26 protein-coding genes are annotated in these 24,566 nt (G+C 70.3%); 22 read left to right on the top strand and 4 right to left on the bottom strand.

The features are described 5' to 3' along the window. Window positions 1–102: 102 nt before the first annotated feature. From ACZ67Q_RS09830 to ACZ67Q_RS09810, 5 genes are all read left to right on the top strand, one after another. A complete protein-coding gene (locus ACZ67Q_RS09830) occupies window positions 103–1,161 on the top strand; it encodes a sugar kinase (protein ID WP_471178785.1) in 1,059 nt (352 codons plus the stop codon). Then, window positions 1,158–1,919, top strand: a complete 762-nt coding sequence (locus tag ACZ67Q_RS09825; RefSeq protein ID WP_361634330.1) for an IclR family transcriptional regulator — start codon at window positions 1,158–1,160, stop codon at window positions 1,917–1,919. The genes ACZ67Q_RS09830 and ACZ67Q_RS09825 overlap by 4 nt, the downstream gene beginning before the upstream one ends. 16 nt (window positions 1,920–1,935) lie before the next feature. After that, window positions 1,936–2,346, top strand: coding sequence for a RidA family protein (locus tag ACZ67Q_RS09820; RefSeq protein ID WP_471178782.1), 411 nt, complete (start codon window positions 1,936–1,938; stop codon window positions 2,344–2,346). A gap of 248 nt (window positions 2,347–2,594) precedes the next feature. Then, window positions 2,595–4,115 carry a GntP family permease gene (locus ACZ67Q_RS09815; protein WP_471178779.1) on the top strand — a complete coding sequence of 507 codons (1,521 nt, stop codon included), beginning with the start codon at window positions 2,595–2,597 and terminating at the stop codon, window positions 4,113–4,115. 54 nt (window positions 4,116–4,169) lie between these two features. Then, window positions 4,170–4,817 (top strand): hypothetical protein, encoded by a 648-nt coding sequence (locus ACZ67Q_RS09810; RefSeq protein ID WP_471178776.1) that lies wholly within the window; start codon window positions 4,170–4,172, stop codon window positions 4,815–4,817. A gap of 118 nt (window positions 4,818–4,935) precedes the next feature. Here the strand turns inward: ACZ67Q_RS09810 and ACZ67Q_RS09805 are convergent, their stop codons facing one another. The 3 genes from ACZ67Q_RS09805 to ACZ67Q_RS09795 all read right to left on the bottom strand — a co-directional run bounded on the left by ACZ67Q_RS09805 (window position 4,936) and on the right by ACZ67Q_RS09795 (window position 7,629). After that, entirely contained in the window at window positions 4,936–6,198 is a 1,263-nt protein-coding gene (locus tag ACZ67Q_RS09805; RefSeq protein ID WP_471178773.1) for a hypothetical protein, read from the bottom strand. Between the two features lie 114 nt (window positions 6,199–6,312). Beyond that, complete coding sequence (locus ACZ67Q_RS09800; protein WP_471178770.1) at window positions 6,313–6,819, bottom strand: SigE family RNA polymerase sigma factor; 507 nt, start codon at window positions 6,817–6,819, stop codon at window positions 6,313–6,315. A 90-nt stretch (window positions 6,820–6,909) separates the two neighbouring features. Further along, window positions 6,910–7,629: a GbsR/MarR family transcriptional regulator gene (locus ACZ67Q_RS09795; protein WP_471178768.1), complete on the bottom strand. Its 720-nt coding sequence runs from the start codon at window positions 7,627–7,629 to the stop codon at window positions 6,910–6,912. Between the two features lie 222 nt (window positions 7,630–7,851). On the opposite strand from ACZ67Q_RS09795, the gene ACZ67Q_RS09790 reads away from it, so the two are divergent. Next, window positions 7,852–8,523: a DUF4097 family beta strand repeat-containing protein gene (locus ACZ67Q_RS09790; protein WP_471178765.1), complete on the top strand. Its 672-nt coding sequence runs from the start codon at window positions 7,852–7,854 to the stop codon at window positions 8,521–8,523. Between the two features lie 58 nt (window positions 8,524–8,581). On the opposite strand, the gene ACZ67Q_RS09785 is transcribed toward ACZ67Q_RS09790, so the two are convergent. Continuing rightward, a complete protein-coding gene (locus ACZ67Q_RS09785; protein ID WP_471178763.1) occupies window positions 8,582–10,276 on the bottom strand; it encodes a chitinase in 1,695 nt (564 codons plus the stop codon). A 155-nt stretch (window positions 10,277–10,431) separates the two neighbouring features. On the opposite strand from ACZ67Q_RS09785, the gene ACZ67Q_RS09780 reads away from it, so the two are divergent. From ACZ67Q_RS09780 to ACZ67Q_RS09705, 16 genes are all read left to right on the top strand, one after another. Further along, window positions 10,432–11,280: a hypothetical protein gene (locus tag ACZ67Q_RS09780; protein ID WP_471178760.1), complete on the top strand. Its 849-nt coding sequence runs from the start codon at window positions 10,432–10,434 to the stop codon at window positions 11,278–11,280. A gap of 206 nt (window positions 11,281–11,486) precedes the next feature. After that, window positions 11,487–11,894: a hypothetical protein gene (locus ACZ67Q_RS09775; RefSeq protein WP_471178758.1), complete on the top strand. Its 408-nt coding sequence runs from the start codon at window positions 11,487–11,489 to the stop codon at window positions 11,892–11,894. Next, window positions 11,894–13,453, top strand: coding sequence for a hypothetical protein (locus tag ACZ67Q_RS09770; protein ID WP_471178755.1), 1,560 nt, complete (start codon window positions 11,894–11,896; stop codon window positions 13,451–13,453). Before ACZ67Q_RS09775 ends, ACZ67Q_RS09770 begins: the two co-directional genes overlap by 1 nt. A gap of 39 nt (window positions 13,454–13,492) precedes the next feature. Further along, window positions 13,493–14,068, top strand: a complete 576-nt coding sequence (locus ACZ67Q_RS09765) for a hypothetical protein (RefSeq protein ID WP_471178752.1) — start codon at window positions 13,493–13,495, stop codon at window positions 14,066–14,068. Between the two features lie 11 nt (window positions 14,069–14,079). After that, entirely contained in the window at window positions 14,080–14,493 is a 414-nt protein-coding gene (locus ACZ67Q_RS09760) for a DUF3592 domain-containing protein (protein ID WP_471178749.1), read from the top strand. A gap of 353 nt (window positions 14,494–14,846) precedes the next feature. After that, window positions 14,847–15,551: a Flp pilus assembly protein CpaB gene (gene cpaB, locus ACZ67Q_RS09755; protein WP_471178746.1), complete on the top strand. Its 705-nt coding sequence runs from the start codon at window positions 14,847–14,849 to the stop codon at window positions 15,549–15,551. Between the two features lie 6 nt (window positions 15,552–15,557). Further along, window positions 15,558–16,841 (top strand): AAA family ATPase, encoded by a 1,284-nt coding sequence (locus ACZ67Q_RS09750; RefSeq protein WP_471178743.1) that lies wholly within the window; start codon window positions 15,558–15,560, stop codon window positions 16,839–16,841. A 232-nt stretch (window positions 16,842–17,073) separates the two neighbouring features. Next, window positions 17,074–17,397 (top strand): pilus assembly protein, encoded by a 324-nt coding sequence (locus ACZ67Q_RS09745; protein WP_471178740.1) that lies wholly within the window; start codon window positions 17,074–17,076, stop codon window positions 17,395–17,397. Between the two features lie 2 nt (window positions 17,398–17,399). Beyond that, a complete protein-coding gene (locus ACZ67Q_RS09740; RefSeq protein ID WP_471178737.1) occupies window positions 17,400–17,807 on the top strand; it encodes a TadE/TadG family type IV pilus assembly protein in 408 nt (135 codons plus the stop codon). Between the two features lie 58 nt (window positions 17,808–17,865). After that, entirely contained in the window at window positions 17,866–19,209 is a 1,344-nt protein-coding gene (locus ACZ67Q_RS09735) for a CpaF family protein (protein WP_471178734.1), read from the top strand. Between the two features lie 56 nt (window positions 19,210–19,265). Then, window positions 19,266–20,204, top strand: coding sequence for a type II secretion system F family protein (locus ACZ67Q_RS09730; RefSeq protein ID WP_471178731.1), 939 nt, complete (start codon window positions 19,266–19,268; stop codon window positions 20,202–20,204). Window positions 20,205–20,233: 29 nt separating this feature from the next. Further along, window positions 20,234–21,121 (top strand): DUF5936 domain-containing protein, encoded by an 888-nt coding sequence (locus ACZ67Q_RS09725; RefSeq protein ID WP_471178728.1) that lies wholly within the window; start codon window positions 20,234–20,236, stop codon window positions 21,119–21,121. 1 nt (window position 21,122) lies between these two features. Beyond that, complete coding sequence (locus tag ACZ67Q_RS09720) at window positions 21,123–22,484, top strand: sensor histidine kinase (protein WP_471178725.1); 1,362 nt, start codon at window positions 21,123–21,125, stop codon at window positions 22,482–22,484. A 34-nt stretch (window positions 22,485–22,518) separates the two neighbouring features. After that, window positions 22,519–23,409, top strand: coding sequence for a response regulator (locus tag ACZ67Q_RS09715; RefSeq protein ID WP_471178722.1), 891 nt, complete (start codon window positions 22,519–22,521; stop codon window positions 23,407–23,409). 248 nt (window positions 23,410–23,657) lie between these two features. Beyond that, window positions 23,658–23,894 (top strand): hypothetical protein, encoded by a 237-nt coding sequence (locus ACZ67Q_RS09710; RefSeq protein ID WP_469930053.1) that lies wholly within the window; start codon window positions 23,658–23,660, stop codon window positions 23,892–23,894. Then, window positions 23,894–24,562, top strand: a complete 669-nt coding sequence (locus ACZ67Q_RS09705; RefSeq protein ID WP_471178719.1) for a pilus assembly protein TadG-related protein — start codon at window positions 23,894–23,896, stop codon at window positions 24,560–24,562. Before ACZ67Q_RS09710 ends, ACZ67Q_RS09705 begins: the two co-directional genes overlap by 1 nt. The last annotated feature ends 4 nt before the right edge of the window (window positions 24,563–24,566 follow it).

Here is a 24,566-nt window from a genome sequence, read left to right as displayed (position 1 = left end):
TTATTGCAACGCTCATTGCGTATGTCGCTTACCGCTGTCTAACATCTCGGCCAACGCGGGGTCAACGACGGCGAACCCCCCGACGGAGGAGCTACGACCATCGTGACCAGGACCGCACCCCGCCATGCCCCCGACGTCGACACCGACGTCGTCGACGTGGCCGCGCTCGGCGAGTCCATGGTCACGTTCCTGCCCACCCGGCCCGGCCGCCTCGCCGACGTCCCGTCCTTCGACCGCGCCATCGGCGGCGCGGAGTCCAACGTCGCCTGCATGCTGGCCGCCGCGGGGCACTCCGTGCGGTGGATCAGCCGGGTGGGCGCGGACGGCTTCGGCGACCACCTGGTCGGGACGATCGGCTCCTACGGTGTCGACGTCACCTCCGTCCGGCGGGACCCGGACCGCCCCACCGGCGTGTACTTCCGCACCGCCGGGGAGCGCGGCACCGACGCGCACGAGGTGGCGTACTACCGGGCGGGGTCGGCGGCATCGGCGATGTCCGTGTCCACGGTCGACCCGGCGGCGGCCCGCTCGTGCCGGGTCCTGCACCTGTCGGGGATCACGGCGGCGCTGTCGGACGGCTGCCGGGAGCTGATGCGTGAACTGACCGCTCCGGCCGCCGGCCGGCCCCTGGTGTCGTTCGACGTCAACCACCGGCCCGGGCTGTGGAGCACCTCCGACAGCCCTGACGTGCTGCTGGGACTGGCCCGCAGGGCGGACGTGGTGTTCGTGGGGGAGGACGAGGCGGAGGCGGCCTGGGGTGTCACGGGCGGTCCCGAGGCGATCCGCGCGCTGCTGCCCGAGCCGGCGACGCTGGTGGTGAAGCGGGGCGAGCGGGGCGCCACGGCCTTCCCGGCAGCGGCGCCGCTCACCTGGGTCCCGGCCCTCCGCGTGGACGTCATCGCGACCACCGGCGCCGGCGACGCCTTCGCCGCCGGCTTCCTGCACGCCACCCTCCGCGACCTGCCCCTCACCACCCGCCTGCGCCACGCCCACCTCTGGGCCGCCGCCGCCCTCACCACCCCCGGCGACCTCACCGCACCCCCCGCCCGCGCACACGCCGACCGGCTCGCCGCCGTCGACGACGGGACATGGGGGACACTTCGACTCGGCCCCGGCTGGACGCAAGCCGAGCAGGCCGAAGAGGAGGTACCCGCCCCATGAGCCAGACCGTCGACCGCGCCCTGAGCATCCTCCCGCTGCTCGCCGAGGGCCCCGCCGATCTCGGACAGGTCGCCGACCGCCTCGGCGTCCACAAGTCGACCGCCCTGCGCCTGCTGCGCACCCTGCACGAGCACGGCCTGGTCTACCGCCAGTCCGACCAGCGCTACCGGCTCGGCGCCCGCCTCTTCGCCCTCGCCCAGGAGGCGATGGAGAACCTCGACATCCGCGAGATCGCGCACCCCCATCTCGCCCGCCTGAACGAGAGCTGCGGACACACCGTCCACCTCGCCGTGTACGAGGAGGGAGACGTCCTCTACATCGACAAGGTGGACAGCCGCTACCCGGTGCGCATGTACTCGCGCATCGGCAAGCCCGTCGCCATCACCGTCGCCGCCGTCGCGAAACTGCTCCTCGCCGACCTGCCCGAGCACGAGCGCCGCGCGGTCGCGGAGAAGCTCGACTACCCCCTGTACACGGCCCGTTCGACACCGAACGCCGACGCCTACCTCAAGGAGCTGGCCAAGGTACGCGAACAGGGCTGGGCCACCGACCTCGGTGGCCACGAGGAGTCCATCAACTGCGTCGCCGCGCCCATCCGCGGCGCCGACGGCCGGGTGGTCGCCGCGATGTCGGTGTCCGCGCCGAACGTCGTCGTCACCGCCGACGAACTCCTCACCCTGCTCCCGCTGGTGCGCCGTACCGCCGACGCCATCAGCGGCGAGTACTCCGGAAGAACGCCCGTAGGTGACCCCGAATGACGGAAAAGGACCGCACGTGACCGACAAGATCGCCCTCATGCCCAAGACCCACACCACCCCGCCGGCGAAGTTCTCGCACGGCGTGAGGAAGGGCAACATCCTCCAGGTCGCCGGGCAGGTGGGCTTCCTCCCCGCCGAGGAGGGCAAGCCCCCCACACCGGCCGGCCCGACCCTGCGCGAGCAGACCCTGCAGACCCTCGCCAACGTCAAGGCGATCCTCGAAGAGGGCGGCGCGAGCTGGGACGACGTGATGATGATCCGCGTCTACCTCACCGACGTGGACCACTTCGCCGAGATGAACGAGATCTACAACGCCTACTTCGAGGAGCAGGGCCTCACGCAGCCGCCCGCCGCGCGCACCACGGTGTACGTCGGCCTGCCCGCCGGGCTCCTCATCGAGATCGACGCGCTCGCCGTCCTCGGCTGAGCCGCCGTCCTGGGCTGAGCCGCCGTTCCCGGCTGAGCCGCCTCTCCCGGCTGCGGCACCGTCCCCGGTGAGGCACCGCCCTCGGCCGATCCGTCGTCCTAAGGGGCGTTGACGCCCCCTCCCCCCGCACCCGCACGTCCGCACACGGTACGGCGCCCCCACGGGCGCCGCGCCGCGATGCCCCCTGCCCGAAAGCACCATGCACTTACCCCGTTCCCCGCCCCCGCCCCCGTAGAGGACCAGCCCGCATGTCCCTCTCCCTCGCCGCCTCCGCCCCCGCCGCGCCGCCACCCCACACGGGCGGCCTCCTCCTCCTGATCGGCGGCACCACCGGGCTGCTCACGGTCGCCGCCGTGGGCATCGCCCTGCTGCTCTTCCTGATCATCAAGGTCAGACTCCAGCCGTTCGTCGCCCTGCTCGCCGTGTCCATAGCCGTCGGCCTGCTCGCCGGTCTGTCCGTCACCGAACTCTTCGGCACGGTCCAGCGCTCCGACGCCGTCTCCACCATCGAGTCCGGCATGGGCGGCATCCTCGGCCATGTCGCGATCATCATCGGCCTGGGCACCATGCTGGGCGCCGTCCTCGAGGTCAGCGGCGGCGCGGAGGTCCTCGCCTCACGCCTGCTGGGCCTGTTCGGCGAACGCCGCGCCCCGCTCGCGATGGGCCTGACCGGCCTGATCTTCGGCATCCCGGTCTTCTTCGACGTCGGCATCTTCGTCCTCGCGCCGATCGTCTACGCGGCCGCGAAACGGTCCGGCAAGTCGATCCTGCTGTACTGCCTGCCGCTGCTCGCCGGCCTGTCGATGACCCACGCCTTCCTGCCGCCGCACCCCGGCCCGGTGGCCGCGGCCGGACTGCTGCACGTCGACCTCGGCTGGATCATCCTCATGGGCGTCGTCTGCGGCATACCGGCGGTCCTCGCCGCGTGGGCGTACGCCGCGTGGATCGGCCACCGCCTCTTCGTCCCCGTGCCGCAGGACATGCTGGAGGCGGCCGAGGAGGGCAAGGCGGCCGTCCTGGCCGAACAGCGCGGGCACGGCGCCGTACAGCGCGGACAGGGCGTCGAGCCGCGCGGACAGGGCGTCGAGCCGCGTGAGGAGCCTGTCCCGCTCGGCACGGTCCTCGGCATCATCGGTACGCCGCTGGTGCTCATCCTCGCCGCCACGTTCTCCTCGATCGCCCTGGACCCCTCCACCCTCCGCTCGGTGATCGAGTTCTTCGGCCACCCCTTCGTCGCCCTCACCATCGCCCTGCTGCTGGCGTACTACCTGCTCGGCGTCCGCCGCGGCTGGTCCCCCAAGTCCCTGGAGACGGTCTCGACGGCCTCGCTGAAGCCGGTCGGCAACATCCTGCTCGTCGTCGGCGCCGGCGGTGTCTTCGGCGCCGTGCTGAAGGCCAGCGGGGTCGCCCAGGCGTTGTCGGACACCTTCCACGGCGTGGGCCTGCCGGTGATCGTCCTGTCGTACCTGATCTCGCTCGTGCTGCGGGTCGCCCAGGGCTCGGCGACGGTCGCGATCGTGACCACGGCGGGCATCGTCGCCCCGCTGCTGTCCACCGGCCACCACAGCCAGGCGTTCGTGGCCCTCGTCATCATGGCGATCTCGGCCGGGTCCATCTTCGCCTCGCACGTCAACGACGGCGGCTTCTGGATGGTCGCGAAGTACTTCGGCATCAGCGAGCGGGACACGCTCAAGTCGTGGACGGTGCTCGAATCGGTGCTGTCGCTGGCCGGGTTCGCGGTGGCCGCGGGCGTGAGCGTCTTCGTATAACGATGCAGGGGCTGACTGTGTGCCACACAGGAACGTCGACCATACTGCTGCGCTGTGGAGCAGCGCATAGGTGACAGCAGCCGGCCCCTGAAGGCCGAGGCCCTGAAGGCCGAACCCGTGACGGGCGCCGGGTTCGACCCGGCCTTCGTCCCCGGCCTCACGTCGCCGGTGTCCGTGAACGCCGAAAAGGCGCAGGACGCCGTGGACGAGACCCCCGAGCCGGAGGAGGAGACGCCTTCCGGTGAGGCTTCCGCCGAGGTCCCCGGGGACGTCTCAACGGACCCCTCCGGGGACACCGCCGGGGAGGACGCCGAGGCCCCCGGCTCCGAACCCCCCGCTGACGGCCCCGTCTTCGAGGCGGCCGACCGCCGCGCGCGGATCGTCGCCGACCACCAGGGCGTACGGCTGTCCCTCGACGACCAGGCGTGCGAGTTCCGCTGGGACGAGATCGGCGCCGTGGAGACGGAGACGGCCCGCTTCGGCAAGCGGTTCACGGTCACCGTGCACACGCCCGAGCGCCGCTGGTACCCGATCGAGATCGAGGCCAAGTCCCGCGCCGACTTCGCGACATGGGAGGCGGAACTGGACGCGGTCCTCGACGCGTACTTCGAAGAGGGCACCGAAGCCGAAGCCGATGAAGCCGGGGCCGAAGCCGATGAAGCCGTAACCGGGGCCGGGGCGACGGCGGACGGCGACGACTAGCCCGGCCGGGCGCCGGCCGCCCGGCTGAAGTCCTCCCGCACGCCCCGCCACCGGCGCGCAGCGGCCTGCTGAGCAACGCGATGCCGGCCGTGGCGGGGCTGCGGTTCCTGGTCGCGGGCTAGCCGCGCCAGCTCGGGCTGAGGGCGATCTCCCTCAGCTGCCGGACGGTCAGCGCCGGGGTGGCGCGGGTGGCGGCGTCGTGCTGGGAGCCGGAGTTGAAGGCGCTGATGACCACCCGGAAGCCGTCCTTGCGCAGGGTGTCGACGGTCCACATGACGACGCCCTCGCCACCCTTCTCGCCGGGCCCCTGGTGCACGGCGACCCGGGTGCCGTCGGGCAGCGTCTCGTCCCCGGAGCCGAAGAGGTCACCGCGCACGTCGTTCATGTTCGGCTGCACGTTGACCTGCACCAGGCTCCTGCCCTTGCCGTCGTCGACGACGGCGTAGGCGAATTCCCCGTCCTCACTGCTCTTGCCGACGACCTTCAGCTTCTTGGGCAGCAGGGCGAGCAGCTTGGCGCGGGCGTGCAGCTCGGCCCCCGGATCCGTGGGGTCGGCGGAGGGACGGCGGGGATCGCGCGGGAGGGCGTCGACGAGCGGCCGCCAGTCCTTCGCCGACGCGAGCCGGGTCAACGCGGCCGGGTCCAGCGGGGGCTCGTCCCGGCTGACGGCCGCGTCCTTCTCGGCGGGAGCGTTCCACTCCATCACCGAGACGTGCTGCCCGGTCGGCGTGACCAGGTCGGCGGTCCAGTTCTTGGTGTCCACACGCTTGTCGGGATACTCGTACCCCTGGAAGATCCTGATCACCGAGCCGTCCGCGAGGTGGTTCGTCACGCAGGAGTCGTAGGGGATGTAGACCTTGTCCGGGCACTGGACCGCCTGCCGCGCGTCCAGCCCGCCCGGCTCCACCTTGTTGATGCTGACGGACACGGCGGCGGCACCCTTGCCGTCGTCGTAGACGACCGAGGCGTAGGGGAAGACCGCGGCCCCCTCCTCGGACCCGCGGCCCGTCTCCTCGCTGAACTCGCCCTTGGGCAGCAGCCGTTCGACGGTCCGGATCATCTGCTGCTTGGTGACGCCCGTGGCCGTCGTGGTCTTGGCCGGCTGCGGTCTGGTCGCTACGCCGGACAGCTCGGGGGCCGCGGGGGAGTTCTGCCCCCACGGCACGAGGAGCACCCCGCCCACCCCGGCGAGCGCCACGCCGGCCACACCGCCGGCGACGGCCGCCCGGCGCCGCAGCCGCAGCCGCCGGCCCCGCCGAGCGCCGCCCGCGGTGAGGGCGGTCCGGTCGGTCTCGAAGGTGCCGCCGGCCTGGTGCAGGGCGGCGGAGAGCTGGTCCTCGAAGGGGTCGCTGTGCGGATCGCTGTGCTGGTCGAAGGGCATGGCAGAACCACCGTTTCCGCGAGGTAGGAGGTAGGAGGTAGGAGGTGGGAGGTGGGAGGCAGGAAGCAGGGGGGGCGGGAGGTAGAGGGACGAAGGCCGGGCCGGAGGGAGGGCTCAGGGCCGGGCGTACGCGCCGATGTCCTCGCCCAGCAGCTCCCGCAGCCGGGCCAGCGCCCGCACACACCGGGTCCGCACCGACGCCGAACTGGCGCCCAGCGCCGCGGCGGTCTCCTGGACGGACCGGTCCTCCCAGTAGCGCAGGACGACGACCGCCCGGTCCTTGGCGGGCAGCCGGGCGAGCGCGTCGAGCAGCGTCAGCCGCAACGGCGTGTCGCCCGCGGTGTACGGCGTCTCCGGCACCAGTGCGGTCACCCGTTCCCCGCTGCTGCGGCGCCGTTGATGGGCGAGGAAGGCCCGGGTGAGCACGGTCTGGGCGTAAGCGGCCGGGTTGTCGGCGCGACTGACGCGTCCCCAGCGGACGTAGATCCGCCCGAGCGTCTCCTGGACCAGGTCCTCCGCGAGGTGCGTGTCCCCGGCGGTGAACAGACACGCCGACCGGTACAGATGACCGGCCCGCACCGCCGCGAACTCCGCGTACTCCTCAGCGCGGGCCTGTCTCATCTGCTCCCCCTGGTCCTGGCGTCACTCATGGCGAGGCGTGTGCCGTGCGGGTGCCTCCACCTCATCGATGCGGCAGGGAGCGGAAATGTTTCACCCCGTTTCCGGTTTCGTGTGGAGAACCTCGCGGGCCTGCTCCGCGGCGCGGGCGATGGCCTCGGAGACGAAGTCGACGAAACGGGCGATGTTCTCCAGACGCGTGGCCGCCGGTGTGCCCTGGCCGAGGATGCCGACGCCCTGCCGCGCGGTGTCGGCGAGCTGGGCGGTGCCGCGGGCGCTGGCCATCATCGACTGGTACCAGACGTCGTCGTCGACGACGTAACGCTCACGGCGGCCTTCCTCACGCTCGCGGCGGACGAGGCCCTGGCTCTCGAGGAACGCGATCGCCTTCGACACGGACGCCGGACTGACCTGGAGGTGCCGGGCGAGCTCGGAGGCCGTGAGGCTGCCCGCGTCGGTGGTGTAGAGACGGGTCAGCACCCGGGCCATCATCCGGGGCAGGCCCTGGGACATGAGCAGGGTCGTGAACATCTCCTCGTACGCGCGCACGGCCTCGGCGTCGCGACCGTGGTCCTGAGGAGGCGTCTGCGGCGCGCGGGGCGGCGCCTGCCTGCGCCGGTGCGCGCGCTGCTCGCTGGCGCGGTGGGCCAGGTCGGCGCGGTAGGCGGTGGGCCCGCCGTTGCGCATCACCTCGCGTGTGACCGTCGAGGTCGGACGGCCGAGGCGGCGGGCGATCTCCGCGTAGGCGAGGCCGTCGGCCAGTCCCAGCGCGATCTGCTGCCGTTCCCGCTGGGTGAGTCTGCCTCCCGGCATCGCGCCCTCCTTCGTGCTCCGGTGAGGACCCCACCGTAGCGTTCACGGCCATCTCATTGCAACGGAATCTGACGGTCCGTTGCGTTGCCCCTAGGGTCGATGCAACGAAATGATCCATGTGACCTGCATAAATGCCATCAGCGCGCAACGAGTACATTGCCGAACTCATGAACGCAACGTAGCGTTTCCCACATCGGAAACAGCGAGTCGAAGGAGAGCACGATGCAGAAGTTCGACACCACCACCCCGGTCTCGGTCGTCCTCGACATCCCCGCCGGACGCATCCAGTTCATCGCCGCCGACCGGAGCGACACGGTGGTCGAGGTGCTCCCCGCGAACGCCGCGAAGAGCCGCGACGTGAAGGCGGCGGAGGAGACCACCGTCGAATACGGCGACGGCGTCCTGCGGATCGCGGCCTCCCCGGCGCAGAACCGGATCCTCGGCCCGTCCGGGAGTGTGGAGGTGACGGTCCAGCTGCCGGCCGGCTCCCGCGTCGAGGCCAAGGCCGCCGCCGCCGAGTTCCGGGGCGTCGGACGGCTCGGCGAGGTCGTCTTCGAAGGCGCCCAGGGCCCGGTGAAGCTCGACGAGGCCGCGAGCGCCCGCCTCACCGTCGCGGCCGGCGACGTCTCGGTCGGCCGCCTGGGCGGCCCGGCGGAGATCAGCGTCCAGAAGGGCGACATCCGCATCGCCGAGGCGGTACGCGGCAGCGTCATCCTGCGCACCGAGTCCGGCGACATCGCGATCGACGCCGCCCGCGGAGTCTCCGCCACCCTGGACGCCGGCACCGGATACGGCCGGATCAGCAACGCCCTGAAGAACGCCGACGGCACCGAGGCCGCCCTCGACATCCAGGCGACCACCGCCTACGGCGACATCACGGCACGCAGCCTGTGACACAGGGACGCACAAGCCCCGCCCGCGACGACGCGGGCGGGGCTTGTGCGCGTACCGCCTACGGCAGGCCGTGCACGTGCGCGCCCACGGAGGACGACCACGTGTTGCCCGCAGCCGCGTCCCAGTTGGTCGACCAGGTCATCGCACCCCGCAGGTCGGGGTACGTCCTCGACGGCTTGAAGGTGCCGCAGTTGGTCAGCTTCGTCAGGCAGTCCAGGGCGTTGTTCACCACGGTGGGGGAGACGTAGCCGCTGCCCGCCGCGCGGGTGGAGGCCGGGAGGCCGAGGCCCACCTGGGACGGCGACAGGCCGCCCTCGAGCTGGATGCAGGCCAGGGCCGTGAGGAAGTCGACCGTGCCCTGGCTGTAGACCTTGCCGTCGCAGCCCAGCATCGAACCGCTGTTGTAGTACTGCATGTTGACGACCGTGAGGATGTCCTTCACGTTCAGCGCCGTCTGGAAGTAGCCCGCGGACGCCGACTGCATGTCGATCGTCTGCGGGGCCATGGTGAGGATCAGGGACGGCCCCGCCTTCGCCGCGAGCGCCCGCAGCGCCTGCGTCATGTAGGTGGGGTTCAGCCCGTTCTCCAGGTCGATGTCCACGCCGTCGAAGCCGTACGTCTGCATCAGCGTGTACACGGAGTTGGCGAAGTTCGTCGCGGACGCCGAGTCGCTGATGGACACCGTGCCGTTCTGGCCGCCCACCGAGACGATGACCTTCTTGCCGGCCGCCTGCTTGGCCCGGATGTCCGCCTTGAACTGGTCCACCGTGTAGCCGCCCAGGCCCGCCGAGTCCAGCGTGAAGCTCACGGCGCCCGGTGTGGTCGTCGCGTCCGCGAAGGCGACGGCGATGATGTCGTAGGCGGCGGGCACGTCCGACAGCTTCTGCACCGTCGCGCCGTTGTTGAAGTTTTGCCAGTAGCCCGTCACCGCGTGCTTCGGCAGCCCCGTGCCGCCACCGCCGCCACCGGTGCCGGCGGTCGTCGCCGACACCCCCGCCGACTTCGCCGACTCACCGGCCGCGTTGGACGCCGTGACCTGGAAGGAGTACGAGGTGGCGGCCGCGAGTCCGGAGACCGTGGCCGAAGTGCCCGTCACCGACGCCGCCTTCGCGCCGTCGCGGTAGACGGTGTATCCCGTCGCGCCCGACACCGCGTTCCAGGACAGGGAGACGGAGGACGACGTCGTACCGGAGACGGCCAGGCCGCCCGGAGCGGCGGGGACGGTCGGAGCGGGGTCGGTGCCTCCGCCGCCGTCGGGGCCGTACACCTGGACGTCGTCGGCGTAGTAAGCCGCCTGGCCGTACCAGCCGTGCAGGTAGAGCGTCACCGAGGTCGTCGACGACCCCGTGGTGAACGTCGTCGTCAGCTGCTTCCACGTCGGCGAGTCCGGCGTCCAGGTCGAGACGTCGGTCGTACCCGTGCCCGTCACGCCCAGGTAGGCGTACCCGCCCTGGACCCAGGCGCTCAGGCTGTACGTCGAGTTGGGCTTGACGGCGACGGTCTGGGCGCACTGCGCGTTGTCCTGCCCGGCGGGCGTGGCCTTCAACGCGGCCGCACCCCCGTGCACGGGCGAGGAGACGGTCGTCCCGCTGTTCGCGGAACAACTCCAGTTGCCGAGCCCGGCCTCGAAGCCGGCGTTCCTGACGTTGTTGACGTCCGCTGCGGACGCCTGGCCCGCGCCGGCGAGACAGAGGGCGAGGGCGGCGGTGACGGCACCGGAGCAGAGCCGGGCCGATCGGTTGTGTGGGGACATGGGCATAAGTTGGTCCAGACCAATGAGGTCGTCAAGGGGTCCGACGGGGATTTCTCCGACCCCTGATGCGCGGTTAGGGTGCTGCGGTAGCCGTGCAGGGCTGCGAGGCTCCACGGCTGACAAGCCGTCGCAGCTTGAGGAACGGGGAACTCGACATGCCGACCGCGATCGCAGTGACCAGTGCCGACATGGTCCTGCCGCCGCACGACCAGCAGACGCCGCCCGCGGTCACTCTGAGAGCACCGGATGAGCAACCGCTGGAACAGGCCCTGGCGGACCTGCAGGTCCTGCTGGAACAGCACGGCTACGTGATCATCGTCTACTCGTCGGCGACGCCGGTGGCGACGGAGCAGCGGCTGCACGCCATGCGCTCCATCATGGAGAGCGACCGCATCGCCCTGTTCAAGTCCGACCTTCCGCCGCTGGGCCTGGCCGTGTTGATCCGTCAGCTGCGACAGCTGTCGGTCACCGACCTCAGCGCCGGTGTGGTGGCCTCTGCCGGTCGCCTGCTCACCCACTACATCCACGCCGGCGCGGTGCTGGGCTCCGTGGCGAAGCTCGACAGGGTGCCGGTCAGTCTCAAGTCACACGCGAAGTCCTGGGTGCCCGGCAGCCAGTTCGGCGTGGTCGCCCACCCCGCCCCGCAGCTCGTGAAGATCGGACCTCAGGCGAGTCTGACCGGCCCGGAGTTCGGGACCTGGCTTCTCGTCGCCAAGGGCCAGCTCCAGACGGACTGGGTCAACTCCACGCTGGCCGAGGCCTGGCAGGTCCAGGGTCTGCGGGAGGCGCAACTGCCCGCCGAGTCGGCACGGTGGTGGGGGACCGGGAAGCTGGTGGAGTTCGCCACGTTTCTGCCCGATCTCCCGGTGCTGTACCAGCTCGTGACCTCGGTACGGCAGGACCGCTGCCGCTGGTGCGGGCTGGAACTCATCGGCGACCGTTGCGTCTTCTGTTCGCTGACCCCGCCGGTCGGCGACGGCAGGGACTCCGCCCCGGTGTCCTGACCCGGGGCGGACCGGATCGCCGCGACGACGCGCCCGTCCGCGCTCGTCCCCGCGACAACCTGGCCGGTTTGGGCCCGCGCGTGGGCCTACGGGCCCATGAAGCCCTCTGATCGACCGCCCTAAGGTGTGCCCGCCGCATCCGCAGAGGGATCAGAGGGGCATCAGGCATGCGTGGGACAGGTGAGCCGCCGTGGCATGACAGGGCGGTGCGTACGGCGAGTGGGGGCTTCTTCGCACTCATACGGGCCTGGGCGGCCGGCCTCGTCGTGCTGTTCGTCACGGAGTACCTCCAAGTGACGTATTTCTACAAGCCGTTCGCCACGGACGAGCTTCTGGTGTCCTTCGGCGGTCGGCTGCTGTTCGTCCACCTCCCGAACGCCGTGTGTGTCGCGCTGGCCGTCTGGGCGGCCGGCCGGGTGCACCGGGATCCCTTCCGGGCATCCCTGCCGCGGCATCTCGCCGCGCTGTTCGTGGTGCCGCTGTTCGCGGAGATCGTCAACATCGTCATGCACTGGGGCCGGGCCTCGACCATGGGACTGCTGATGTCCTGCGTGGTCGTCGTGGTCGGCGCGGTGAGCGGTTGCGCAGTGGACCGGTTGCAGGAGGGGGAATGATGAGAGCGCGCCAGGCGAGAACAACCACCGGGGCGCGGCATGGCCCGCTGTGCGCGGGGGACCGGGGCGCGACCGCGCTGGAGTACGTGGGCGCGGTGATCGTCGCGGTGGCCATCGTCCTCGCTCTGATCGCGACCGGTGTGGCCGGCTCGCTCGGCGAACGCTTCCGCTGCTCCATCTCCTCGATCTGGGGCGGGGGCGGCGGATGTGCCTCCGGTGGCGGTGGTCCCGACAGCACGGCGAGCGACTCCGACTTCGAGCCGCCGCTGTGCAACATCTCCACCGTCACGGACAAGGCGGGCAGTGAGGTCAAGCTCGGCTTCCTCAAGTGGGGCAACGAGTACGGATTCCAGGACAAGGTCCACCAGGCCAATTTCGACGTCAACGGCGACGGCAAGGTCGACGGCAACGACCAGCTCATCTACACCACGTTCACCGACTCGGCGTCGCTCGGCGCGACCGGAGGCTTCGGCGGAAAGATCGGCAAGCTCGGCAAGGGCTCGGTCGACCTGGGCGCCGGCATCAAGGTGAACAACGGCGACACCTGGGTGTTCAAGAGCAAGGACGAGGCCAAGTCCTTCCGTGACGACCTCGAGAAGCTCAAGATGTACGAGATGCGCCGCACCTCAGCCGGCGGTGGCGAGGCCAGCATCGGCGACGGCATCCTCGCCCTGTTCGGCAAGGGCCCGCTCGTCGAGGAGGACAAGCTCCGCGACCGTATCGAGAGCAAGCTCAAGAACCGTCACATCAGCTACGGGTCCATCGGCGCCTACGGCAGCGTCGACGGCGGGCTGTCGCTGAACGCGGGCGACGACCGGGTCGTGTCGGCCGGAATCAACGGCAACGCCAAGATCAGTGGCGATGTCGTCTTCACCAAGGACGACTACAGCGGCAACAAGTCGTACACCTACACCGTGAAGGGCTCCGGGAAGTGGGGCAGCAAGGCCGCGGCCGGCGGGTTCGAGAAAGGCGACCACCAGCAGACCGAACGCACCGCCACGGTCACCGTCACCCGTGATCAGAAGACGGGTGAACTCGTCCGCATCGACTTCACGCAGACCACCGAGACCGGGGCGAGCGGCACCTCCGACAGCGTCGGCGGCCACAACGGCAAGAGCGGGAAGGACGGCAAGAGCGGCAAGGGCAGTACCGTCGACAACTCCGGCTCCAGCAAGATCGACGTCTACACCAACACCGTGACCTTCCCCAAGGGCAGGGAAGGCGACGCCGACCGGGCTGTCGCCCAGAAGTGGCTGGACGGCAACGGCGACGGCAGCGCGGTGTTCTCGTACCTGCTGAACAACCACGCGCCCACCGCTCGTCCGGGTGCCGACGACCCTTTCGGCCGGCTCCTCTTCGACCAGGGGAAGTCCAGCAAGACCACGTACGATGGCCTCACCGACGCGCACGAGTACGGTTTCGAGCTGAACCTGGGGCTGTCCATCGGTGCCTCCGTCTCGCTGGAGAACAAGTCCGAGACGCTGAACAACGCCCAGTTCCTGGGGGCTCCCCACAACGGCAGGCGTGACTACGTGCCGTACAGCTACTGCGCGCAGTAGAGCGGAAGAATCAGGACAACGCGGATGAACGGGAAGCTCATGCGAGTCGTTCGTACGGCGGCGGCCTCCGTCGCCGGTCTGCTGCTCGCCGGCTGCGGTGGGGGCGGTAACGAGGCCACGACACCCGAAGGCTGGAGCACCTTGTCGACCGAACGGCTCTCCGTGGCCTGTCCCAAGGGCTTCGGGCAGGTCGCGACGGACAAGTCCGACCCGTACGAGGTGGCCCGCGCCACGCGCGAGGACGCCGGTGTCCTGGTGGCCTCCATGACAGTGGAGTTCGACTTCGGATCCGGTATGAACACCGCGGACATGGCGGCCGTCGGGGCGGAGGCGCGGGTCCAGCTCGGAGCCACTCCGGCCAGGACGACGAAGATCGAGGTGGCGGGGGGGCCCGACGGGCGCGAAGAGGCCAGGCAGATCACCTACACCTTCACCTCTCGCGGCAAGCCGGGCGCACCGCCCAAGGGAACCAAGCTGGCCGGCGTGATGCTCACCGGCGTCGACTCCGAACAGCGTCCCTGGCTCATCACGGTCAACTCCAAGGAGGGCGTTCTCTCCAGCCGCGATGTGTCGGACATCGTCCACAGCGTCCGGCTGAAGAGCAGCAAGAAGTAAGTGACGATCGGATGCCTGTGGTGGAACTGGTCTTCCTGGTCGTGGGCCTGATGTGCCTGACGGGCGTCGCCCTGCTGTTCCACCGGGTGGCCCTGGTGGTGCGCCTCGTGCGGCGCGGTGAGCGGACCGAAGGCTGGTGCGTACGGCGCGCCTTCATCCGGGACCGCATGAGTTACAGCCATCCCCAGTTCACCTTCGCCTTCCGCACAGCCGACGGCCGGACCGTCGAATTCACCGACCGGCCCGGCCTGTTCGGGTTCGAGGAAGGCGCCACCGTGCGGGTCTGCTACGACCCGGACCGTCCCGAGCGGCGGGCGACCATCGCCGGTCCGGACACCTGGGGGCCGGTGTATGTCCGGCTCCTGTTGTGCCTACCGCTGGCGTTGTTCTCGTCGGTGGCTCTGCTGGCGCTCGCGTTCGGCTGACGCTCCTCGGAACATGCCCGGAAAGCCAGGAGTCCCTGCATCCGCAGCACTTTGCGGGTGTCGCCCGGCCTAGGACATGGATAAGGTGCTGATGCGACTGAGCTGACAGTTGACGATCTGCGGCCCGCTCGGGGAGGGCGGGCCGGAGAATGAAACGGGGATTCTGACGTGGTGACAGCGATCGCGTTGACCAGTGCTGCGCGCTGCTGCGCTCCTTTATCGATCCCGCGCGGGAACCACACGTCGCTCAGCGGTGTCATGTCCACCGTGGCCCCCCGTGTTCGGTGGCCTACAGGGTGTGCGCGCCCCCGCCCGTGTCCGCTTCCACGTCCCCTTCCGAGGTTGTCCGGTCCATGAACTCCCGCCAGCGCCGCGGCGTCATCCTGCTGCTCCTCTCCGTCCTCCTCGCCTTCGTCGCCTTCGCCGGCGTGTTCTCCGTCATCAGCGATGCCAACTCCAAAGTGGGGCCGGAGGTTTCCGCCTATCAGGTGAAGACGGACATAGCGCCCTACACCCAGCTCTCCGCGGCGCAGTTCGAGAAGGTGCGGATGCCCAAGCGGTGGCTGTCGGAGAACGCCGTCACCGATCTGTCGGAAATCGACGGAAAGATCGCGGTCACCAGTCTGCGCAAAGGGTCGCTGCTGCAGAGCGACATGATCGTCAAGCGTCCGGCCCTGGCGCCGGGTGAGCAGGAGATCGCGATCATGATCGACGCGGCGACGGGTGTGGCCGGCAAGATCAGGCCCGGATCGAAGGTCAACATCTTCGCCACGTTCGCCGGCGACGACCGTTCCACTCCTGCCCAGTCCAAGATCATCGTCTCCAACGCCAAGGTCATCGACGTGGGCCGGCTCACCGCGCTGGACGGCAACGACGACAAGAGGACGAGCGTGAAGGAGGCGGTGCCGATCACCTTCGCACTCAACACGCTCGACGCCCAGCGCGTCGCGTACGCCGAGTCCTTCGCCCAGCACGTCCGCCTCGCACTGATCGCTCCCGGCAGCGACGCCTCGCTCAAGCCGGGGGAGCGCACCTATGAGCTGTCCAAGGACAAGTGAGGCCGGATGACCACGAGGATCCTGCCCGCCGTCGGTGACATCGACGCGGCCCGGGCTGTCACCACCCTGCTCAGCCAGCTTCCCGATGCCGAGCCGGCCGCCCCGGTGCCGGATTCCACCCAGCTGATCGACACGCTGGCCCGCCTCGCCGGCGAGGCGCTGGACGAGCTGCCCGAAGTGGTTCTCGTCCATGAACGCATCGGTCCGGTTCCCGCGCTGGAGCTGATCCGCGAGGTCGCCCTTCGTTTCCCGGCCATCGGAGTGGTGCTCGTCACGGCGGACGCCGGCCCTGGCCTGCTCTCCGCGGCCATGGACTCCGGAGCCCGGGGACTGGTGACGCTGCCCCTCAGTTACGAGGAGCTCGCCAACCGCGTCCAGTCGGCGTCCCAGTGGGCCGCCGGGGTCCGCCGCCACCTCGGCTCAGGCGGCGAGGTCATGGCCGGCCCCGGTGGCGTCGTCGTCACCGTCTCCGGCGCCAAGGGCGGCGTCGGCACCACACTCGCCGCCGTCCAGCTGGCGCTCGCCGCCCAGGCGTCCGGGCAGAGCGCCGCCCTCGTGGACCTGGACCTGCAGACGGGAGACGTCGGCTCCTACCTGGATGTGCAGTTCCGCCGCTCGATCGTGGACCTCGCGGGCATCCAGGACATCACGCCCAGGGTGCTGCAGGACGCCGTCTTCGGTCACGAGTCCGGTCTGTCGCTGCTGCTCGCGCCGAAGGACGGAGAACGGGGCGAGGAGGTCACCGACCGCTCCGTGCGGCAGGTCATCAGCTCCCTGCGCTCGCGGCACGCCGTCGTCGTCATCGACTGCGGCGCCCAGATGAACACCGCCAACGCCGCCGCCGTCGAGATGGCCGACACCGCGCTCCTGCTCACCACGCCGGACGTGGTGTGCGTACGGGCCGCCAAGCGACTGGTGCGGATGTGGACCAGGCTCCAGATCCGCAAGGCGGAGGAGACGATCGTCGTCGTCAACCGTTACAGCCGCGCCACCGAGATCCAGCCGCCGCTCATCCAGAAGATCACCGGCACTCGTGTCGCCGGCACCACCGTGCCGGCCGCCTTCAAGGAGCTGCAGGGTGCCGTCGACGCCGGCCGGCTGCACGACCTCGAGGCCAAGTCCACGGTGAAACAGGCGCTGTGGGGTCTCGCCGGTGAACTGGGCCTCGTGTCGGCCGACGCCATGGCGGGCAAGGGCCACCGCCGGAACCGCGGGGACCGTGGCTCGATCGGCCTGCGACGGCGCGCTCGCGGCGAGGACACGCAAGGCCCGCAGAGCGGACACGGGTAGACGACGGGACCATCAGCGAGGCGCACGAACAGACGAGCGGCCGCAGGAGCACGTACACGACCGACGGCCAGGAGCGAGCGCGAACACGGAGTAGGGGGCGAAGTGTGTCATGAGAGTTCGGATGGATGACCGCCGTCGCCGGGCAGGAGGAACGGCCCCGGCAGACGGCAGCCGGCACCGCCGACGTGGGGCCGTGGACGACCGAGGCCAGGTGGCCCTCGAGTTCACGAGCATGGCCCCGATCATCCTGATCACGATCGCCCTGCTCTGGCAGGCCGCGCTGACCGGTTACGCCTTCGTCCTGGCCGGCAACGCCGCGGACAAGGCGGCCCGGGCCGGCGCGACCGCCGACACCCTCCGGGAGAGCCGTGACCAGGCCTGCCAGCGGGCCGGCCGCGAGGATCTCCCGGGCGGCTGGACCGCGCGCATCGACTGCCGCCCGGACGGTGACATGTTCCTGGTCGAAGCCCACGTCGACGTGCCGGTGCTCTTCCCGGGCGGAATGAACCTCCCCCTGACGATCACCAGCAAGGCCGCCGCAGCGAAGGAGAGCTGACTGTGCCCACCGCCGCCTTCGCCGCCCTCCGCACCACCCGCGCCGGCCGCAGAAAGCGCCGGGACTCCGGCCAGACCGCCATCGAGTACGTCGGTCTGCTGCCGGTGCTGCTCCTCATCGGCCTGCTCGTCGTCCAGCTCGGCCTCGCCGTCTTCGCCGTCCAGCAGGCCGGCACGGCCTCCCGCGCCGCCGCCCGCGCGGCGTCGTACGACCACTTCGACCGGTCGTACGAGCAGGCGGGGCGGGACGCGATGAGCGACTGGCTCGCCGGGGACGCCGACTTCGAGCCCGACTTCCGAGACGACGAGGTCACCGTCACCGCCAAGGTGCCGGTCCCCTCGCTGATCCCCGGCCTGCTGGACGGAGTCACGGCCCGACGCAGCGCCACCATGCCGGTCGACGATCACTGACTCCGCACACCGCCGCCCCCCACCACCCGAACCGCCAGCCGTACAGGGAGATGACGACATGAGCCTGCGGGCGCGTCTCAACGGTTCCGAGCAGCCCTCCAACGGGCTGACCGAAGAGAGCCGTCTCGTCTCCGCCTACCGCGCCAAGCTGCTCGAGGAGATCGACCTCGCGGAGATGTCCGCGCTGCAGGCCTCCGAGCGGCGCATACGCCTCGAGCGGGTGCTCGGCCACATCATCAGTCGTGAGGGCCCGGTCCTGTCCACGACCGAACGCGCCCAGCTGATCCGGCGCGTCGTGGACGAGGCCCTCGGCCTCGGCATCCTCGAACCGCTGCTGGAGGACGCCTCCATCAGCGAGATCATGGTCAACGGCCCCGACCAGGTCTTCGTGGAGCGCGGCGGACGGCTGGAGCTGCTGCCGCTGCGCTTCGCCTCCAACGAACAGCTGATGCAGACCATCGAACGCATCGTGTCCACGGTCAACCGCCGCGTGGACGAGGCCAATCCCATGGTCGACGCCCGACTGCCGTCCGGCGAGCGCGTCAACGTCATCATCCCGCCGCTCTCCCTCAGCGGGCCCGTCCTGACCATCCGGCGCTTCCCGCGCGCGTTCACCCTCCAGGAGATGATCGGTCTCGGCTCACTGGACGAACAGATGACGCTGCTGCTGGCCGGCCTGGTGCGCGCCAAGTTCAACGTCATCGTCTCCGGTGCCACCGGCACCGGTAAGACCACGCTGCTCAACGCGCTGTCCGGGCTCATCCCCGACGGCGAGCGCATCGTCACCATCGAGGACTCAGCCGAGCTCCAGCTCCAGCAGTCCCACGTCATCACCCTGGAGAGCCGCCCCCCGAACGTCGAGGGCAAGGGACGGATCACCATCCGCGACCTGGTGCGCAACTCCCTGCGTATGCGCCCCGACCGCATCATCGTCGGTGAGGTCCGCGGCGGTGAGACCCTCGACATGCTCCAGGCCATGTCCACCGGCCACGACGGTTCCCTCGCCACCGTCCACGCCAACTCCGCCGAGGACGCGCTGATGCGCCTGCAGACCCTGGCGTCGATGTCCGAGGTGGAGATCCCCTTCGTCGCGATCAAGGACCAGATCAACAGCGCGGTGGACGTCATCGTGCAGCTCACGCGGCACGCCGACGGTTCCCGCAAGATCACCGAGATCGCCATCGTCGACTCCCACGGCCGGGAGGACTACCGCATCGTCTCCGTCTGCCGCTTCGACGCCCAGCCCCTGTCGTCCGACGGCCTCGTACACGGCCACTTCACCTACCACCCCCTGCCCCGGAGGGTCGCCGAACGGCTCTACATGCGCGGCGAGCCGATCCCGGCGGCCTTCGGCGTCGCCCAGACGGAGGAGCAGCTGGCCCTCCGCAAAACCGCCGGCTGACTCGCCGCCCACCGTTCCCACCCCGCCCCGCGTTCCCCGAGAAGGCACCGCTCGCCATGGACAACCTCCCACTGCTGACCGTCGGCGTCACACTGATCGCCTGTGTGCTCGCCGTCATCGGTGTGCACACCTACTCCGCCGGCAAGGAACAGCAGCACGTGCTGTACGAGCGGATGGCGCAGACCGGTGAGATCCCGCTGCCCGGCCGACGACGCAGATTCAGGGGCATCGACCGGCGGTTCCGCCGTACCCGGCTCGGCAAGCGCGTGGAACGCAAGCTCGGCACGACCGGCCTCGACCTCACGGTCGGCGAGTACGTCGTCTACGTCCTCGCGGCCGTCGTCGTCCTGTACTTCGTGGTCGGCACCATCTTCGCGCCGTTCTTCGGACTGCTCGCGGCGCTGCTCGGACTGTGGGGCGGCAACGCCTTCCTCAACTACCAGATCGCCAAGCGTACTGAGGCGTTCATCGGCCAGTTGCCCGAACTCACCCGAGTCCTCGCCAACGCCACCCAGGCCGGCCTCGCGCTGCGCACGGCCATCGCCATGGCCGCCGACGAACTCGACGACCCGGCCGGTGAGGAGTTCCGCAAAGTCGCCGACCAGCTCGCCGTGGGCCGCAGCCTCGAAGACGCCCTGGCCGACCTCGCCGACCGTCTTCCGTCGCGCGAGCTGAAGGTCCTCGTCTCCACACTCGTCCTGTCCAACCGGGCCGGCGGCACCATCGTCTCCTCGCTGCGCAACCTCACCCAGACGCTGGAGGAACGCAAGGAAACCCGCCGCGAGGTCGCCACCCAGCTGTCCCAGGTGAAGGTCACCGCGATCGCTGTTCCCCTGCTCGGCTTCGGCTTCCTGCTGATCCTGAACGGCATGCGCGACGGAGCGCTCGACGACATGACCGGTGCCACCGTCGGAAAGATCGCCGTCATCGTCGCCTCGGGTCTCTACGGCCTCGGGTTCTTCCTCATCAACCGGATGACCCGCATCCGCGTCTGACGCCGCCCCCACGAAAGGAGGAGCCCCCCATGGACCTGCTGCTGGCCACCGTCATCGCAGCCGCCGTCTACGGCGCCCTCTACGGCATACGCCTCTACCGGAGCGACGCCAAGCTGCCCGCCGACCTCGCCGTCGCCCTGGAAGTCGGCTCGACCCGCACCACCGCCACCGGTTCCGCCATCGACCGACTCGGCATGCGGTACGCCCCGCGTGTGCTGCGCATGATGGGACCGAAGCGTGTCGACAAGGTGCGGCGCAAACTCGACATGGCCGGCAACCCCGGCGGTATGACGGTCGACCGTTACGCCGCCCGCCTCGCCGTCTACGGCGGCCTCGGCGCCCTCACCAGCCTCGCCATGCTGATGAACGGCCAGATCGTGCTGGCCGTCCTGTTCCTCGTCTACGGCCTCTTCTGGACGGACGTCACCATCAGGTCCGCCACCGGCCGCCGCAAGGACGACATCGAACGCACCCTGCCCGACTTCCTGGACGTCCTCGCCGTCGTCGTCTCCGCCGGCCTCGGCTTCCGTCAGGCACTGGAGCGTGTGGCCGAGAAGTACGAAGGCCCCTGGGCCGACGAACTGCGCATCACGCTCCGTCAGATGGACATGGGCGTCAGCCGCCGTGACGCCTTCGAGCAGCTGCGCAAGCGCAACGCCTCCGAGCAGGTGTCGATGTTCGTCTCCGCCCTCCAGCAGGGCGAGGAACTCGGCGCTCCCATCGTGGACACGCTCATGCAGATCGCCAACGACATGCGCCGCACCGACGCCCAGAACGCCAGGCGCAGGGCGGCCAAGGCGGTCCCCAAGGCGACACTGATCGTCACGAGCTTCATGCTGCCGGGCACGATGATCCTCATCGCCGTCGGCTTCTACTACGCGTCCGACATCAACTTCAACGACCTGCTCGGAGGCTGACGTGACGTCCCGCGGCAGGAGCCTCCGCTCACTCGCCGGCGGCGCGGTCGCGGACCCGCTGCCCGAAGCGGGCACGCCCGCGCTGCCGATCCAGGTCAACGCCCTGTCCGCGCTGTGCCGTCAGCTGTACGGCTTCCGGCTGGCGATGACCGCGCTGGCGGCCCCGTTCGCGCTGACCGGGACGCGCAGCGACGTGTCCGGCTGGCTCGTCGGCTCCGCCGTCCTGGTCACCGTCATGGGGTCCTACGCCCTGTTACGCGACTGGGAGCGGTTCGGCCCGGTGCTGCTGCGCCACCCGGCGCTGCTCGGCGTCGACATGGTGTTCGGTTCGCTGCTGCTCTTCGCCGCATCACCCAACTCCACCCTCGCCTACGTCACCATCTGCACCCCGCTGCTGGCGGGGCTGGTCTACGACTGGCGCGGCGCCACGGTGTTCGCGCCGCTCCAGTCCCTCCTCGTGGGCCTGGCGTACGCGATGGACCAGCAGGTGGACATGAACGCCTCCACGCTGCTCGTCGTCGGACTGTGTGTGCTGGCCGGTGCGGTCGGCAGCAGCCTGCGCCGCCTCCTGCTCCGCTTCGGCGCGGCCACCCACGCCCTCACCGAGACCCGGGCACGGCTCGCCGTCAGCGAGGCCGTGGAGGAGGAACGGGCCCGCCTCGCCCGGGAGATGCACGACTCGGTCGCCAAGACCCTGCACGGCGTCGCTCTCGCGGCCGACGGACTGGCCCACTCCGCGGACCGGCTGGACGCCGACGCCGTCAAACGCCAGGCCGAACTGGTCGCCCGCTCGGCCCGCCGTGCCGCCGCCGAGTCCCGTGAGCTCCTGGCCGACCTGCGCCGTGAGTCCGACCTGGAAGGAGGCGTGGACGTGATCACCGAGCTGGAGGCACGCACCGCCGACTTCCAGCGGCGCACCGGACTGCGGGCCACGTACGGCTCCATCGGTGGCACACCGCCCGCGGTGCCGCACGCAGCCGCCCGCCACCTGCTCACGATCGCCTCCGAGGCGATGGAGAACGCCCACCGGCATGGCGAGCCGACCCAGGTGCACGTCTCGGCCGGGGTCGTCGGGGACATGCTGCGCGTCAGCGTCCTCGACGACGGCCGAGGCCTGCCCGTGGACCTCACCCTGGACGACCTCCGGAGGGCCGGTCACTTCGGCCTCGTCGGCATGGTCGAGCGGGCGGCGGGCATCGGCGCCCGCATCCGCATCGGACGGGGCAGGGCGACCCGGGGCACCGAGGTCCGGCTGGACCTGCCGCTGGCCGCGCTCGGCGCCCGGCCGCGCGCCCGGTTGCCCGCCATCCCGCCGCAGTTCCGCCACACCGAGAGGGGCAGCGCCCCGCTGCCGCCCACCTGACGTTCTGCCGCACCCTTCCGAGAGGAGGTCGCACATGCCGGACACACCCGCCTTCCCGGCATTCGCCGAGGCCCCGCCCGCCCCGCCGCTGCGGGTGGTCGTCGCCGACGACAACCCCGTGGTACGCGCCGGCCTGACCGCGCTGCTGTCCGGGCGCGACGATCTGGAGGTCGTCGCCGAGGCCGCCGACGGCCGGCAGGCCTACGAGTTCGCCGTCCGGTATCGCCCAGACGTCGTCCTGCTCGACGTCCGCATGCCCGGCGTGGACGGCATCTCCGCACTGCCGCACCTCGTGGGCATCGCCCCCGTGCTGATGATGACGTACAGCAGGGAGGCGGAGATCGTGCACGAGGCCCTGCGCCTGGGCGCGGGCGGCTACCTGGTGCACGGCGAGTTCACCGCGGACCAACTGGTCGCCGCGGTGCGCGACATCAAGGCCGGCCGGGCCCACTTCACGCCCACCGCCTCCAGTGCGCTGCTCCAGGGCTTCCGTGTCGGATCCCCGGCAGGCGGGGGCCCGCTCCCGGACGGACTGGGTACGGCATTCTCTGCATCTGCACACACGGCTACCGAGAGTGCGGCCTCGCAGGCCCCGATCGGTACGCCTGCTTCGGAGTTGCCCGGACAGCAATCCGCCTTTTTTCCTTCGCAACAGCAACCAGATGTGGCAGTCTCTTCCCCGGGCTCCATGGCGACAGCGGGAGCCGGGGGAGTGCTCGCGGAGCTGAGCCAGCGTGAGGTGGAGGTGATGGACCTGATCGCGTCCGGTATGACCAATCAGGAGATCGCGGCCACCTGCTTCATCAGTCAGAAGACGGTCAAGAACCACATCAACCGCATCTTCGCCAAGCTGAACGCCCAGAGCCGTGGCGAGGCCATCGCCATCTGGAACGGTGCGCGGCGAGGGGGGCGCGGCCATGCCTGACCACGCGTCGCGGGGCCGGTGTGCCGCCGTGGGCCCGCGGTCCCACCGGCCCGATATCGGGGCCTACGAGCAAGGTTGGGCCCGGCATTGGGTCCTGGGGCCCATGTGGGCGGGTGACTGCCGGGCGTACGTTTCCGTTGTCGCCAGCGAGACCGGCCAGGAGGAAGCCGGAAGCGCGAGCGGCACCCGGACTCCGTACGTCTCAGAGTCGGCCGCCACACGGCCGGCCGAACCTGGAGGGACCCACCATGATGAAGGACGCCGCGCTCAAGGCCGCCACCACCACCAAGGTCTACATCGGCAGCTGGGCCAACACCCGCGTCGAGAAGATGAAGACCGCCCGCGACAAGGGTCAGGGCGCGATCGAGTACGTCGGCGTCACGATCCTCGTCGTGGCGATCATCGTGGCGCTGCTGAACACGGACATGGGCGAGACGATCGCGAACAAGTTCAAGGACAAGATCAACGAGGTTCTCGACAGCTGATGTCCCGAATGCGTCGGGATGAAGGGCAGGCCGCACCGCTGTACATCACAGCGGTGGTCGGCCTGCTCTTTCTCGCGTTGCTCTACTTCGTGTTCGGCAAGGCGGACGTCCGCCGCAACGAGGCGCAGACCGCGGCCGACTCGGCGGCACTGGCGGCGGCGATGGACTCCAGGGACGGCCTCAAGATCGCTTTCCTCGACCACATCCTCGACGGCGACTACTTGAGAGATCTCCTTCGGGGCGATCCGCCGGGCACGGTCGACGGCTGCAACGAGGCTCTCCGCTTCGCCGAGGTGAACGGCGCCCGCATGGACGACTCTTTCCGCTGCCGGCGCCTCACGGACGGCCGCTGGGGCTTCACCGTCGATCTCGAGAGCGGAAAGACGGTGGGCAAGAGTGCCCTTCCCGGGACGGAGAACCAACGCGCCAGGGTCAGCGCCACGGCTGTGGTCGAGCCCCTCTGCAGCTTCGACCCCGACGAGGTGACGGAGACGCCCCCGGCTTCGCCCAAGCCCCCGGGTGACGACAAGCCCGGCGGCGAAGAGGGCAAGCCGTCACCCGGGAAGATCGAGTGCGACGACGGCAAGGACTGGATCATCGATCCGGCCCACCTGGACCTCCTGCCCGACATGTCGGACCTCTTCAGGGTCCGGCTTGCCGACGACTGACCGC

Source organism: Streptomyces sp. NPDC036813, assembly GCF_055609245.1.
This window is presented reverse-complemented; position numbering and strand designations above follow the sequence as displayed.